This is a genomic window from Amycolatopsis sp. NPDC041971 (genome assembly GCF_055588925.1).
Genome location: NZ_JBVJCE010000005.1, coordinates 342,545 through 356,243, shown reverse-complemented (window position 1 = coordinate 356,243; position 13,699 = coordinate 342,545). Strand labels below are relative to the sequence as shown.

At 68.4% G+C, this 13,699-nt stretch carries 12 protein-coding genes; 8 read left to right on the top strand and 4 right to left on the bottom strand.

Annotated features, from left to right (window positions below; translation table 11 throughout):
• Positions 1-119: 119 nt before the first annotated feature.
• The 3 genes from ACZ6DT_RS14410 to ACZ6DT_RS14400 are packed head-to-tail and all read right to left on the bottom strand — an operon-like array spanning position 120 to position 2,238.
• Positions 120-503 carry a RidA family protein gene (locus tag ACZ6DT_RS14410; protein ID WP_409496208.1) on the bottom strand — a complete coding sequence of 128 codons (384 nt, stop codon included), beginning with the start codon at positions 501-503 and terminating at the stop codon, positions 120-122.
• A complete protein-coding gene (locus ACZ6DT_RS14405) occupies positions 500-1,264 on the bottom strand; it encodes an IclR family transcriptional regulator (RefSeq protein WP_465593891.1) in 765 nt (254 codons plus the stop codon). The genes ACZ6DT_RS14410 and ACZ6DT_RS14405 overlap by 4 nt, the downstream gene beginning before the upstream one ends.
• Positions 1,261-2,238 (bottom strand): sugar kinase, encoded by a 978-nt coding sequence (locus ACZ6DT_RS14400; RefSeq protein ID WP_465593888.1) that lies wholly within the window; start codon positions 2,236-2,238, stop codon positions 1,261-1,263. The genes ACZ6DT_RS14405 and ACZ6DT_RS14400 overlap by 4 nt, the downstream gene beginning before the upstream one ends.
• A gap of 200 nt (positions 2,239-2,438) precedes the next feature.
• Between ACZ6DT_RS14400 and ACZ6DT_RS14395 the strand changes: the two genes are divergently transcribed.
• The 8 genes from ACZ6DT_RS14395 (at position 2,439) to ACZ6DT_RS14360 (ending at position 12,616) form a co-directional block, all read left to right on the top strand.
• Entirely contained in the window at positions 2,439-3,743 is a 1,305-nt protein-coding gene (locus tag ACZ6DT_RS14395; RefSeq protein ID WP_465593885.1) for an amino acid deaminase, read from the top strand.
• Between the two features lie 34 nt (positions 3,744-3,777).
• Entirely contained in the window at positions 3,778-5,358 is a 1,581-nt protein-coding gene (locus ACZ6DT_RS14390; RefSeq protein ID WP_465593883.1) for an N-acyl-D-amino-acid deacylase family protein, read from the top strand.
• 184 nt (positions 5,359-5,542) lie between these two features.
• Positions 5,543-6,931: a GntP family permease gene (locus ACZ6DT_RS14385; RefSeq protein WP_465593880.1), complete on the top strand. Its 1,389-nt coding sequence runs from the start codon at positions 5,543-5,545 to the stop codon at positions 6,929-6,931.
• Between the two features lie 27 nt (positions 6,932-6,958).
• Positions 6,959-8,089, top strand: coding sequence for a lactonase family protein (locus tag ACZ6DT_RS14380; RefSeq protein WP_465593877.1), 1,131 nt, complete (start codon positions 6,959-6,961; stop codon positions 8,087-8,089).
• A 12-nt stretch (positions 8,090-8,101) separates the two neighbouring features.
• On the top strand, positions 8,102-9,385 hold the full coding sequence (locus tag ACZ6DT_RS14375; RefSeq protein WP_465593874.1) for an extracellular solute-binding protein: 1,284 nt from the start codon (positions 8,102-8,104) through the stop codon (positions 9,383-9,385).
• Positions 9,386-10,345, top strand: a complete 960-nt coding sequence (locus tag ACZ6DT_RS14370; protein ID WP_465593872.1) for a carbohydrate ABC transporter permease — start codon at positions 9,386-9,388, stop codon at positions 10,343-10,345.
• Positions 10,336-11,202 (top strand): carbohydrate ABC transporter permease, encoded by an 867-nt coding sequence (locus tag ACZ6DT_RS14365; protein ID WP_465593869.1) that lies wholly within the window; start codon positions 10,336-10,338, stop codon positions 11,200-11,202. The genes ACZ6DT_RS14370 and ACZ6DT_RS14365 overlap by 10 nt, the downstream gene beginning before the upstream one ends.
• Position 11,203: 1 nt before the next feature.
• Positions 11,204-12,616, top strand: a complete 1,413-nt coding sequence (locus tag ACZ6DT_RS14360; RefSeq protein WP_465593866.1) for a beta-N-acetylhexosaminidase — start codon at positions 11,204-11,206, stop codon at positions 12,614-12,616.
• 54 nt (positions 12,617-12,670) lie between these two features.
• Here the strand turns inward: ACZ6DT_RS14360 and ACZ6DT_RS14355 are convergent, their stop codons facing one another.
• Positions 12,671-13,699, bottom strand: coding sequence for a sensor histidine kinase (locus ACZ6DT_RS14355; RefSeq protein WP_465593863.1), 1,029 nt, complete (start codon positions 13,697-13,699; stop codon positions 12,671-12,673).

Genomic DNA, 13,699 nt, shown 5'->3' with positions numbered 1-13,699 from the left:
ACATCGCGCCGCAGGCGAGTCATTCCTGGTGCGCATCCGCGAAGGTCCTCACGCGATGGGGGGGGGGGGGGGGGCTGGGGGCCCACCCCCCCCCCCCCCCCCCACGACCAGCCGCGGGATCAGTCCACCACGGCCAGGACGTCGATCTCCACCAGCAGCCCGGCGGGCAGGCCGACGTACACGGTGGTGCGGGCGGGGTGCGGCGCCTCGCCGATCAGCTTGTTGTAGACCTCGTTGAACGCGCCGAAGTGGTCGACGTCGGTCAGGTACACGCGCACCATCATCGCGTCGGCAAGGCTCGAACCGGCGGCCTCGAGCACCGCCTCGATGTTCTTGAAGGTCTGCTCGGTCTGCTCACCGACGGTCTCGCCGACGATGGCGCCGGTGGCCGGGTCGAAGGCGACCTGGCCGGCCACCTGCAGGATGTTGCCCTTGCGGACCGCCTGCGAGAACGCGGCCACCGGCTTCGGCGCGTTCTCCGTGCTGATCGCGGTCTTGCTCATTCCAACTTCCCCTTTCGGTTCCCCGTCCATCCACTGTGGACGGAAGCTTCTTCGGCGGCGGCGATCAGCTCCGGGACGAGCGCCATCAGGCCGTCGTAGTCGAGCAGCACCTTCGGCACCGACACCGACGCGGCGGCGAGTACCACGCCGCCCGGGCCGCGGACGGGCGCGGCGACGCAGTGGATGAAATCCTCGTGCTCGGCGTTGTCCACCGCGTAGCCGCGGTCGGCGACGAGCGCGAGTTCCTTCTCGTAGGCCTCGGGCGTGGTGATCGTGTTCGGGGTGCGGACGAAGAAGTCGATCCGCGAGACCACGTCCGCCCGCTTTTCCGGCGTCATCGCCGCCACGAGGACCTTGCCGACGGCGGTGCAGTGCAGCGGGGCGCGTTTCCCGATGCGGGAGTACATCCGCACCGAATGCCTGCCCTCGAACTTGTCGATGTAGACGACCTCTCCGTCCTCATAGGACGCGAGGTGCACGGTGTGCCCGGTGCGGGCGTTGAGCCCGGCGAGCGCGGATTGCGCGGTGCGGCGGACGTCGCGGTCTTCCAGCGCCTGTTGAGCGAGATCGAACAGCGCGCTGCCGAGCCGGTAGTACCGCTGCCCTTCCCGGCGCACGAAGTGGTGCGTCTCCAGGGTGCGCAGCAACCGCAGCACGGTCGACTTGTGCACGCCGATCTCCTCGGCGAGCTGGTCCAGCGTCTTCGGCTCGCGGGCGAGCCCGCTCAGCAACGTGAGCGCCCTGTCCAGGCTCTGGCTCATCCGCCCACCAATCCCTTGTCCGTCAGCTTCGCCGCCGCCCATGCCGCCTCATCCGCCCTGAGGAGCGTCTCGACGACGGAGGCGGGCAGCGGCTGACCCACGTCGTCGTGGGTCAGCAAGGTGGCCGCGGCCTGCAGGTGACCGCGCCGCAGCCGGGTCGCCGGATCGTCGCCGCGCAGGGTGGCGGCGAGGAAGCCGGCGGCGAACGCGTCACCGGCGCCGACCGGTTCCACGACGTCGACCTGGAGCGCGGGCGAGAACAGCGGCGTCTCGTCGCCGTCGATGAGCGTCACCCCGCGTGCCCCGTGCTTGACGACCAGCGTCTTCGGCCCGGGCAGTGCGACGCGCAGGCGTTCCGGGTCGCCGGTCCCCCACACTCTCTCGGCCTCGTCCTCGCCCGCCAGCACGATGTCGGCGCGAGCGGCCAGCCCGGCCAGCACCGACGGGTCGCGCCCGGTCCACAGCGCGGGCCGGAAGTTCACGTCGAACGACACCAGCGTGTCGCCACGCGGTCGCTCCATCAGGGCCCGCACCAGGTCGAGGCAACCGTCCGACAAGGCGGGCGTGATCCCGGACAGGTGGATCACGCGCACCTGGTCGAGATCGAGTTTCCCCAGCAGGCCGGCGTCCATCCCGGACGCGGCCGAGCCTTTGCGGTAGTAGCGCACGGGGCTGCCGTCCGCTCCGCTTTCCTTGATGTAGAGCCCGGTCGGGCGCGTCGGGTCGATCATGACCGCGCTGACGTCCACCCCCGCCGCACCGATCTCGCGCACGAGCGCGCGGCCGAACGGATCGTCGCCGACCGCGCTCACCCACGCGCTGGCGAAACCCAGCGCCGGGAGATGGCAGGCGACGTTCGATTCGGCCCCGCCGATGGTCCGCACCCACTTGCGTACCTCGTCGGGCGGCCCGGATTCGGCCGGTACGAACAAGGCCATCGACTCCCCGATGCACACCACGTCAGTGCTCTTCATCGCGCCGACCGCCATCCCGCCGCCAGGGCGCGACCCCAAAAGATCAAAAGATTCCCGGGCGGCCAAGGCTCACCTGTCACTTCCGCGTCTCCCTATCGGCACAGTCGTCACCCCGTTGACCTCTAGCGGACCGGATGCTACACCTATCCCACGCAATATGCGCAACGTCCGTTGCAACATACGCAACCGAGGTGAACCTCATGTTCGAAGCCGGCACCATCGATTCCGCCGCGGTCGCGGCCGTCCGGGAGGAGCGCGTCGACTGGCGCTTCCGCTCGGTCGCGCCTTCGCTGTCCGGTCTCACGATCGGCGAGGCCGCCGCCCGCGGCGCGAAGCTGTTCGAAGACGGCTTTCTCGGCCCGTTCGTGGTGCTCGACGAAGAAGCCGTCGAGCACAACCTCCGCACGATGGCGGACTGGTGCGCCGGACGCGGGGTCGCGCTGGCCCCGCATGGCAAGACGACGATGGCACCGCAGCTGTTCGAGCGGCAGCTCCAGCACGGATCGTGGGGCATCACCTGCGCGAACGCCGGCCACCTGCGGATCTACCGGGCGTTCGGCGTTTCCCGGATCCTGCTGGCGAACCAGCTGCTCGACCCCTCTGGCCTGAAGTGGCTCGCCGCGGAACTGGACGCCGACGACGACTTCGAGTTCGTCTGCTGGGTAGACTCGGTGCGCGGCGTCGAGCTGATGACCGAAGCCCTGCGAGGAGCTCGCCGCAAGGTGGATGTCCTCGTCGAACTCGGCGCCGAGGGCGGCCGCACCGGTGTCCGCGACACCGAGACCGCGCTCGCCGTCGCCGAAGCCGCGCACGCGAGCCCGGCCCTGCGGCTGCGGGGATCCGGCGGGTACGAAGGCGCGCTTTCCCACCACACCGACGAAAAGTCACTCCAGCTGATCAGTTCCTATGTGGACGGTCTGCGTGAACTCGTCTTCGCCTTCGCCGCGAAGGGCCTGCTCGACGACGCCGGTCAGATCATCGTCACCGGCGGCGGCAGCGCGTACTTCGACCGCGTCGCCGACGAGCTCACCAAGGACTGGGGCGACCTGGACGTCCTGCCGATCCTGCGCAGCGGCGCCTACGTGACCCACGACGACGGCTTTTACCGCGTGATCTCGCCGCTGGGCGAGCAGCCGCGTATCGAAGGGGTCGCCTCCTTCCGTTCCGCGCTGCGCGCCTGGGCACAGGTCACGTCGAAGCCGACGGACGAACTCGCGCTGCTCACCATCGGCAAACGGGACGCCTCCTTCGACGAAGGCATGCCCGAGCCGCGCCTGATCCGCAAGGGCGACGGGCAGGCGTCCGCACTCGAAGGTCACTCCATCCAGAAGATGAACGACCAGCACGCCTTTCTGACGCTGCCCGCGTCGTCGCCGGTCGAGGTCGGCGACTGGATCGCCCTCGGCCTGTCGCATCCGTGCACCGTCTTCGACAAATGGCCGCTCATCCCGGTCGTCGGCCCCGACGGCGAGACCGTGCTCGATTTCGTCCGCACCCATTTCTGATCCGTCCTCCACTCCCCGCAGAGGAAGAATCGCCATGGACATCGTTGTCCGCTCCGCACTGGTCGCCGACGGCACCGGGGATCCGCTCACCAGGCACGACGTGGGCATCACCGGCGGCCGGATCGCCAGTGTCGCCGAACCGGGCTCGCTCGCGGGCCGCCGCACCATCGACGCCGGAGGGCTCGTGCTCGCGCCCGGGTTCATCGACATGCATTCGCATTCCGATCTCCAGCTGCTCGCCAATCCGGATCATCTCGCGAAGCTTTCCCAGGGCGTCACGACCGAGGTGCTCGGGCAGGACGGGCTCTCCTACGCGCCCGTGAACGACGACGTCCTCGCGGCGCTGCGCCAGCAGCTCGCGGGGTGGAACGACGATCCGGCCGGATTCGACTGGAACTGGCGCTCGGTCGGCGAGTACCTCGACCGGCTCGACGCCGGGGTCGCGGTCAACGCGGCCTACCTGGTGCCGCAGGGCACCGTCCGCATGCTCACCGTCGGCTGGGACGACCGGCCCGCGACCGAAGCCGAGATGAACGCGATGAAGGAACTCATCGCGACCGGGCTGGCCGAGGGCGCGATGGGCATGTCTTCCGGGCTCACCTACACGCCGGGCATGTACGCGACCACCGAGGAACTCGTCGAGCTGTGCCGGGTCGTCGGGGAGAACGGCGGCTTCTACAGTCCGCACCACCGTAGCTATGGCAAGGGCGCACTCGAAGCTTTCGGCGAGATGGTCGACGTCTCCCGCCGTTCGGGCTGTCCGTTGCACCTCGCGCACGCCACGATGAACTTCTCGGTGAACAAGGGCAAGGCGCCGGATCTGCTGGAGCTGCTCGACCGGGCGCTCGACGACGGCTGCGACATCACGTTGGACACCTACCCCTATCTTCCCGGCGCCACCTACCTTTCGGCGTTGCTGCCGAGCTGGTCCACCGAAGGCGGCCTCGACGCCACACTGGTCCGATTGTCCGATGTGGACACTCGCGAGCGGATCCGCGCCGAGATCGAGGAGACCGGCTCCGACGGCGCGCACGGGGTGCCGATCGACTGGGAGGCCATCGAGATCAACGGCGTCCGCCGGGACGAGAACTCGCACCTTGTCGGGCATTCCGTCGCCGCTTCGGCACAGCGCGCCGGGAAGCCGGCCGCGGAGCTGTACTTCGACGTCCTGATCTCGGAAAAGCTCGGTACGTCCTGCTTGATGCACGTCGGGCACGAGGAGAACGTCCAGGCGATCATGCGCCACCGCACGCACACCGGCGGCAGCGACGGGCTGCTCGTCGGCGCGCGGCCGCATCCCCGCGCCTGGGGCACGTTCCCGCGTTACCTCGCGCGTTACGTCCGCGAGCTCGGCGTCCTCGACCTCGCCGAATGCGTCGCCCACCTGACCGGCCGCGCGGCGGATCGCCTGCGGCTGACCGACCGGGGTCTCGTCCGCGCCGGATACGCGGCGGACCTCGTGCTGTTCGACCCGGAAACCGTCGCCGACACCGCCACGTTCGACGAACCGCGGCAGCGGGCCGCCGGTATCCCCTATGTCTTCGTCAACGGTGTCGCCGCCATCGACGATGGTCAACCGACCGGCGCCCTCGCCGGTCATTCACTCAGAGCCTGATGGCGGAGCTGAAGATGTACCGACAAAGCGACCAATCGCGTGAACCCGCCCGGCCGAAGGCCCCGCTATCGCGGTGGCAGGACGTCTTGTCCGCTCACCGTGACGTGGACGACCAGACCGCGTCCCGCCGACGTCGATCGCGGTCGCGGGTTCACCGACAAACACGGAATCCCGGGAGTGCCCGATGATCGACTGGCTCCAACATTCGACGGGAGGTCTCCTGACCCTCGCCGCCGTCTCGATCGCGGTCTTGTTGTTCCTCATCATCAAGGTCAAGCTGGAACCCTTCATCGCCTTGATCGTGGTCGGCCTGCTGACCGCGCTGGCCGCGGGCCTGCCGGTCGGCCAGATCGTCGGCTCCGCGCAGAAGGCGTCCGATTCCCTTCTGGAGAAGGGTTTCGGCGGGATCCTCGGCCATATCGCCGCCATCATCGGGCTCGGCACCATCCTGGGGTCCATTTTGGAGCGTTCCGGCGGGGCCAGGGTGCTCACCGGCGCACTGCTGCGTGCCATCGGTGAGAAGCGGGCCCCGTTGGCGATGGGTCTCGCGGGTTTCGTCTTCGGTATCCCGGTCTTCTTCGACATCGGCATCTTCGTGCTGGCACCGCTGGTCTACGTCGCCGCCAAACAGGGCGGCCGTTCGCTGGTGCTGTACGCGTTGCCGCTGCTCGCCGGTCTTTCCATCACCCACGCGTTCCTCCCGCCGCACCCCGGCCCGGTCGCCGCGGCGGGCCTGCTGCACGTGGAGCTCGGCTGGATCATCCTGATGGGCCTGGTCTGCGGTATCCCGGCGTTCCTCGTCGGCGGCGTCGCGTACTCGACGTGGATCGGCAAACGGGTCGACGTGCCGGTTCCCGCGGAGTTCCTGGTCGCGGAGGAAGAAGGCGACAAGGAAGAGAACCCGCCGTCGCTCGGGCTGGTGGTGTCGATCATCGCGGTCCCGCTGGTGCTGATCCTCGCCGGGACCTTCGGCAGCATCTGGCTTCCCAAGAACTCCGCGTCCGCCGGTGTCGCCGCGTTCATCGGCACCCCGGCGGTCGCGCTGACGATCTCGGTGCTGCTCGCGTCCTGGCTGCTCGGCCTGCGCCGCGGCTTGACCGGCAAGGATTTGAGCGAGCTTTCGGCGAAGTCGCTCCGCCCGGTCGCGATGATCCTGCTGGTGGTCGGCGCGGGCGCGTTCTTCGGCGCCGTGCTGTCCGCCACGGGGATCGGCAAGGCCGTCGCGGGTTCACTGGACAACGCCGGTCTCCCGGTCATCCTGGCCGCGTACGTGATCAGTTGCGGGATGCGGATCGCACAGGGTTCGGCGACCGTCGCGATCGTGACCACGAGCGGCATCGTCGCCCCGACGGTGGCGACGCTGGGTTATTCGCAGATGCAGCTCGCCCTGCTGGTCGTGGCGATCTCGGCCGGGTCGATCATCGCCTCGCACGTGAACGACGGCGGTTTCTGGATCATCTCGCGGTACTTCAACATGACCGTGCCGCAGACCCTGAAAACCTGGACCGTCCTGGAAACCGTCCTTTCCGTTTCCGGTTTCGGCGTGGCAGCATTGCTCATGGCAGTGGTTTAAACCACCTGACGACTGGGAGAGATCACGATGACCGGACTCGATCGACGCACCTTCCTCGGCGCCGTCGGAGCGGCTGGACTCACGACCGTTCTCGGCTCCCACCTCGCGAACGCCTCCGAACAATCCTGCGGACCGAAGGGAACCGGGGCCATCTACCTCAGCAGCTACACCAGTTCCGGGCACGGACTCGATGTCGCTCACCGGGACGCCGCGACCAACGCGCTCGTCGTCGACCGGACGATTCCGGGAGTCAGCAACGCTTCCTGGTTCGACATCAGCGCCGACCGCAAGACGCTCTATGTGACCAACGAGGACGAGAACGGCCAGATCTCTTCGTTCAGCCTGGCCGATCCGACGAAACCCAAACTGCTCAACAAGAAATCGGCCAAGGGTCAGCACCCGACACATCTGAGCGTCCACTCGAGCCAGAAGTACGTGCTGGCCGCGAACTACAGCAGCGGCAGCGTCGTCGTCCTCCCGATCCTCTCGGGCGGGAAACTCGGTGACGTCGTCGATGTGGCCCAGCACAAGGGTGCCGAGCGCCAGGCACACGCGCACCAGGTCGTCAACGATCCGACCGGCAAGTGGGTGCTCGCGGTCGATCTCGGCGCGGATTCGGTCTATGTCTACAAACTCGACACCGCGACCGGGAAGCTCAAGCCGAACCAGCAGCTGAAGCTCCCGGCGGGAGCCGGGCCCCGGCATCTGGCGTTCCACCCGAACGGCAAGTACGCGTACATCCTCGGTGAGCTGCGTGCCGAGGTGACCGTCGCGGCGTGGAACCCGACCGCCGGGAAACTCACCGCCGGACAGGTCGTCGCGGCCGTTCCCGCGGGCACCCCCGGCGGGCAGTACCCGGGCGAGATCGCCACGGCCAAGGACGGGAGGTTCGTCTACGCCTCGGTGCGTGGTTCCGACACGATCGCGTCCTTCGGCGTCAGCGAGGGCGGGAAGTCCTTGAAGCTGCTGAACAACGCGCCCGTCGGCGGCGTATACCCGCGTCACTTCACCCTCGACCCGACCGAGCGCTGGTTCTACGTCTCGAGCGACAAGTCCGGCACGCTCAGCTGGCTGCCGCGCGATCCCGGCACCGGTCTCCCCGGGGCCGTCGCCGGGAAGCTGGCGCTCCCCCAGGTCAATTCCGTCTTTTTCGCTTAAGGAGAAAATCCCATGAGAACTCGCGTACTCATCGCGGGGCTCGCGGCCGTCGGCCTCGTCGCGGGCTGCGCACCGGCGCAGAACACCCCGGCCGCGGGCGGCGGTGACGAAAAGTCCGGCACGGTCCGGGTCTGGCTGTTCGACGAGGCCAACCGCGCGCCCAAGGAGGCGGTGGTCAAGGAGGCGATCGCCGAGTTCAAGGCGGCGCACTCGGGCGTCGAGGTCGACGTCCAGTGGATTCCGGTGGAAGGGCGCGCGGACAAGTTCTCCGGCGCCTTCAACGATCCGGCGAGCGCGCCGGACGTCGCCGAATTCGGCAATACCGACGTGTCCAGCTACGCCGCGACCGGCGCGCTGGCCGACCTGACCGGCGATCTCTCGTCGTGGAAGGAAGGCGCCGACGTCCTGCCCGCGGTACTGGAGACGGCGAAGTCCGGCGGCAAGACCTACGGGCTTCCGTGGTTCACCGGCATCCGCGCGTTGTACTACCGCACGGACCTCTTCGCCGAACTCGGCCTCAAGCCACCGGCCACGCTGGCGGAGCTGACCGAGACCGCGAAGACGATCCGCGCCAGGAAGCCCGAGCTGTACGGCATCTCCGTCGGCGGCAAGTACACCTTCGCGATGCTGCCCTTCCTTTGGGCGCACGGCGGCGAGATCGCCAAGCAGGACGGCGGCAAGTGGAAGTCCACTATGGACTCCGAGCAGGCCAAGGCCGGGGTGTCGGCGTACGCGAATCTGCTGAAGGCGGACATCTGCCCGCCCGAGCAGTGCGCGAACCTCACCGGGACGCAGAGCATCACGGCGTTCGCCGGTGGCAAAGCGGGGATGTCGATCGGCGGTGACTTCAACCGCAAGGCCGTCGAAGCCGGCCAGGTCAAGGGCAAGTACGCGATCATCCCGATCCCGGGCACCGAGGCGGGCAAGATCGCCCCGGCGTTCGCGGGCGGCAACCTGCTCGGCGTGTTCAACGCGACCAAGCGCAAGAGTCTCGCGGTCGAGTTCACCCAGTTGCTCGGTGGCGCCAAGTACCAGGAGAAAATGTACGTCGCCATGGGCAACCTGCCCACACTCGGCAGCGTCCAGCAGAAACTCGCCGCGAGCGATCCGTCGGTCAAGCCGTTCGTCGACACGCTCACCGCGGGCACGAAGTTCGTCCCCGCCACCGCGGCGTGGTCGAAGATCGACGCGCAGAACGTGCTGCCGACCGCGATCCAGCAGATCGCGACCGGCGGCAAGGATCCCGCGGCCGCGCTGGCCACCGCGTCCGCCGAGATGAACAAGGCGTTCGGCTAAGTGGTCACGAAGGAGATCCCCCGCACCACGGCTCCGGCCGTCCCGGCACGGCGGTCGACCCGCCGTCGCCGGGACGGGCGGGCGGCCCTGCTCTATCTGGCGCCCGGTGGCATCCTGCTGCTGGCGATGCTGGTGTACCCGATCTACCAGCTCGTCCTGATCTCGTTCTACGACTACGGCCAGCCGCAGGCGGTCGGCAACGCGCCGCTGGTGTTCCTCGGCTTCGGAAACTACGTCGACCTGCTGGAGAACGTCCAGTTCTGGGAGGTACTGGCCAAGACCCTCGGCTTCACGGCGGTCTGCGTCGTCGGCAGTCTCGCGCTCGGGACGGGGCTCGCCGTGCTGGCGACCCGGGTCCGCGCGTGGGCGCGGGTCCCCCTGTTCCTGGCGGCGCTGGCCGCCTGGGCGACGCCGGCGATGGCGGGCTCGTACGTCTGGCTGTTCCTGTTCGACGCCGACTTCGGCCTGGTCAACGAGGTGCTCTCGGGCCTCGGGTTCACCGCGATGGCGAACCACTCCTGGACCTTCGACACCTACAGCACGTTCGGGCTGGTGGCCGCCGAGGTCATCTGGTGTTCGTTCCCGTTCGTCATGGTGACGATGTACGCGGGGCTCAAGGGGGTGCCGGAGGAGGTCATCGAGGCCGCGTACCTCGACGGCGCGTCGACCTGGCGCACCACCTGGTCGGTCACGCTGCCGATGGTGCGGCCACTGCTGACCATCGCCACGATCCAGTCGATTATCTGGGACTTCAAGATCTTCACGCAGATCTACGTGATGACCAACGGCGGCGGCGTGGCCGGGCGCAACCTCGTGCTCAACGTCTTCGCCTATCAACAGGCCTTCGCCGGACAGGAATACGGTCTCGGCGCGGCGCTCGGAGTCGTGATGACCTTGCTGCTGCTGTCCATCACCGGGCTGTACGTCCGGTCGCAACGCCGGAGCGCGGGATGGGTGTGACCGCGGGCCGTCGAGTTCAAAGGCCGGGGCGGCTGATCGCCGAAATCGTCTGCGTGGTGATCGCGGGGATGGTCGCGTTCCCGGTGTACTGGATGGTGCTTTCGGCGTTCAAACCCACCGGGCAGATCCAGGCGGAGGACCCCCGCCCCTGGACGCTCACGCCGACCCTGGAGCATTTCGAACGGGTGCTGAGCGGCGAAGGTTTCGCGTTGTTCTTCCTGAACAGCGTGATCGTGGCCGTCGTGGTGGTGGCGTTGTCGCTGCTGCTTTCATTCCTTTCGGCCGTCGCGCTGACGCGGTTCGACTTCAAGGGCAAGACCGTCCTGCTGGTGATGGTGCTGGTGGCGCAGATGGTGCCGGTCGAGGCGCTGACCATTCCGCTGTTCTTCCTGATGCGGTCGGTCGGTGACGTCGCGCCGGCGTTCGGCACCAACCATCTCGGCTCGCTGATCCTGGTGCACCTGGCGTTCAGCCTGCCGTTCGCGATCTGGATGCTGCGCGGCTTCGTCGCCGCGGTGCCGCAGGAACTGGAAGAGGCCTCGAAGATCGACGGGGCGAGCCGGATGCGGTTCACCTGGCAGATCCTCTTCCCGCTGGTGGCGCCCGGACTGGTGGCGATCAGCGTGCTGGCGTTCATCCACGCCTGGAACGACTTCCTGTTCGCCAAGACGTTCATCATCTCCAACACCGAGAATCAGACGCTCCCCCTCGCGATCCTGGTGTTCTTCAAACCGGAGGACACCGACTGGGGCGCGGTGATGGCGGGTTCGACCCTGATGACCATTCCGGTGCTGGTGTTCTTCATTCTCGTGCAACGACGACTCGTGTCCGTCATGGGCGGCGCGGTGAAGGGTTGACATGCCTGGCTTCGGAACCTTGCTCCCCCGTCCCGTCTCGGTGGAAACCCTGCCGGGAGAATGTCCAGTGCCGTCCGAAGTGGACGTCCGTACCGACGCCACGCTGCCTGCCGAGGGGTATCGGCTGGAGATCGACCCGTCGGGCGTGACCCTGCACACCGCCGACGCGGCGGGTGAATTCTACGGCCGTCAGACGCTCCGGCAGCTCATCGGTCCGGACGCGTTCCGGTCCGCACCGATCCAAAGTGGACAGCAGACTATCCCGTGCGGCGTGGTGACCGACCATCCCCGGTTCGGCTGGCGCGGCTGTCTACTGGACGTGGCGAGGCATTTCCGGACCAAGGCCGAGGTGCTGCGGTTCGTCGACCTGCTCGCCGCGCACAAGCTCAACGTGCTCAACCTGCACCTGACCGACGACCAGGGCTGGCGGATCGAGGTCCCTGAGTTCCCCAGGCTGACCGAGATCGGCGGCTGGCGGAAGTCGTCCATGGTCGGACGGCACGACGGGCCGGAACGGGACGGGCGGCCGCACGGCGGTTTCTACACGACCGACGACCTCCGCGAGATCGTCGCCTACGCCGCCGCGCGTTCGGTGACGGTGGTCCCGGAGGTCGACATCCCCGGGCACGCGCGGGCCGCGATCGCCGCCTATCCCGAACTCGGGCCGGAGACCGCCGAACCGTGGGAGGTCTGGACGAGTTGGGGCATCAGTACGTCTCTGCTGAACACGAAGAAGTCCACTGTGGACTTCTTCAAGGGAATTTTCGACCACGTGTTGGCGATCTTCCCGTCCGAGATCATCGCGCTCGGCGGCGACGAGGTGCCCGGCGCGACCGAGGAGCACGGCTGGTTCGTCCGCGAGATCGCGCGGCACCTGGTCGAACGAGGGCGTCGTCCGCTCGGCTGGGACGAGGTGCTCGAGGCGGGAGACCTGCCGCCGATGGTCATCGGGTCGTGGCAGAGCGAGGCGGCCGGGGCCCGCGCGGCGGCCGCGGGGCACGACGTCGTCATGTGCCCCGAGGACCACGTGTACCTGGACCACCGGCAATCCGACCATCCCGGCGAACCGATCCCCGTCGGCTACCTGAGCACGCTGGAGAGCTTCTACGGCTACGAACCGGTGCCCGCCGATTTCCCCGAGGGGAAGACGATTCTCGGCGCGCAGGCGCAGGTGTGGTCGGAGCATCTCGACACCGTGCGGCGGGTGGACTACGTCGCCTTCCCGCGGTTGTGCGCCTTCGCCGAGGTGGCTTGGAGCAGCCCGGAGGGGCGGGACTACGCGGAGTTCCTGCCGCGTCTGCGGGACCACCACCTGCCCCGACTGGACGCGCTGGGCGTCGAGTACCGGCCGCTCGACGGGCCGCTTCCCTGGCAGACGCGGCCTGGAGTTCCCGGGCGGCCGCGACAGCGTTGAGTCGGCTCGGCACCGCCGCGGTCCGATGCGACATCGGGAACCCGGCCGACTCGGTCAGGGCAGGATCACGTCGACCCGCAAGCCGCCGCCTGCACGGGGTACAGCGGTCACCCGGCCGTGATGCGCGGTGGCGATCGAGTGCACTATGGACAGTCCGAGACCAGCGCCGTCGCGGTGGTTCGTGCGGTCGGCGGTGAGACGGCGGAACGGCTGGAAGAGCGAATCGACCGATTCGGCCGGTATGTGCTCGCCGGAGTTGCGCACGCTCAGCGCGGGTTCGTCGCCGACGATCACCTCGATCCACCCGCCGGAGTGGTTATATTTGATCGCGTTGTGCACCAGGTTGGCGATCAGCCGTTCCAGCAGGATGGGGTCGCCGGGCACGGTGCGTTCCGCCGATTCGCCGCGCAGGGTCAGCTCCTGCCCGGTCAGTCGCTCGGCGTACCGCGTGAGGACGGTGTCCACGAGCTCGTCCAGCCGCACCGGCACCGTGCCGGGCAATACCCTGTCCGCCTCGGCCAGCACGAGCAGTCCCTCGATCAGCTGCTCGTTGCGTTCGTTGACCACCAGCAGTTGCGCCGCCAGCCGCTGGACGTCGTCGCCACCACCGGTGACCATCGCGACCTCGGCGAGCGTCCGCTGCACCGCGAGCGGGGTACGCAGCTCGTGCGACGCGTTCGCGGCGAACCGGCGCTGCCCCTCGAAACCGAGGGCCACCCGGTCGAGCATCCCGTTCACCGCGGCGGCGAGCGCCCGCACCTCGCCGTCGGTCTGGTCGAGCCGCATGCGCTGCCCGAGGTTTCGCGGCCCCAATTGCTCGATGGTTCCTGTGAGGTCGGGCAGCGGCCGCACCACCCACGACGCCACCGGGCGCCGCGTCACGATCACGAGCGCGGTCACCGCGACGATCGGCAGGAGCCACCAGAGCCCGCCCGCCGTGTCGGCGCAGCCGGTGCCCCGCGGGCAGAAGTCGGAGTCCACGAACGTCCCGAGCACCATGCCCACCGGGTAGGCGAGTGGATAGGCCAGCACCAGGAGGGCGAGCAGGAGACCGAGGAGAACCAGTTCGACGCGGCCGCGCAC

Excerpts from the sequence above, each read along its gene's own strand:
- ACZ6DT_RS14410 (WP_409496208.1), bottom strand. The coding sequence starts at position 503 with ATGAGCAAGACCGCGATCAGCACGGAGAACGCGCCGAAGCCGGTGGCC.
- ACZ6DT_RS14405 (WP_465593891.1), bottom strand. The coding sequence starts at position 1,264 with ATGAGCCAGAGCCTGGACAGGGCGCTCACGTTGCTGAGCGGGCTCGCC.
- ACZ6DT_RS14400 (WP_465593888.1), bottom strand. The coding sequence starts at position 2,238 with ATGAAGAGCACTGACGTGGTGTGCATCGGGGAGTCGATGGCCTTGTTC.
- ACZ6DT_RS14395 (WP_465593885.1), top strand. The coding sequence starts at position 2,439 with ATGTTCGAAGCCGGCACCATCGATTCCGCCGCGGTCGCGGCCGTCCGG.
- ACZ6DT_RS14390 (WP_465593883.1), top strand. The coding sequence starts at position 3,778 with ATGGACATCGTTGTCCGCTCCGCACTGGTCGCCGACGGCACCGGGGAT.
- ACZ6DT_RS14385 (WP_465593880.1), top strand. The coding sequence starts at position 5,543 with ATGATCGACTGGCTCCAACATTCGACGGGAGGTCTCCTGACCCTCGCC.
- ACZ6DT_RS14380 (WP_465593877.1), top strand. The coding sequence starts at position 6,959 with ATGACCGGACTCGATCGACGCACCTTCCTCGGCGCCGTCGGAGCGGCT.
- ACZ6DT_RS14375 (WP_465593874.1), top strand. The coding sequence starts at position 8,102 with ATGAGAACTCGCGTACTCATCGCGGGGCTCGCGGCCGTCGGCCTCGTC.
- ACZ6DT_RS14365 (WP_465593869.1), top strand. The coding sequence starts at position 10,336 with ATGGGTGTGACCGCGGGCCGTCGAGTTCAAAGGCCGGGGCGGCTGATC.
- ACZ6DT_RS14360 (WP_465593866.1), top strand. The coding sequence starts at position 11,204 with ATGCCTGGCTTCGGAACCTTGCTCCCCCGTCCCGTCTCGGTGGAAACC.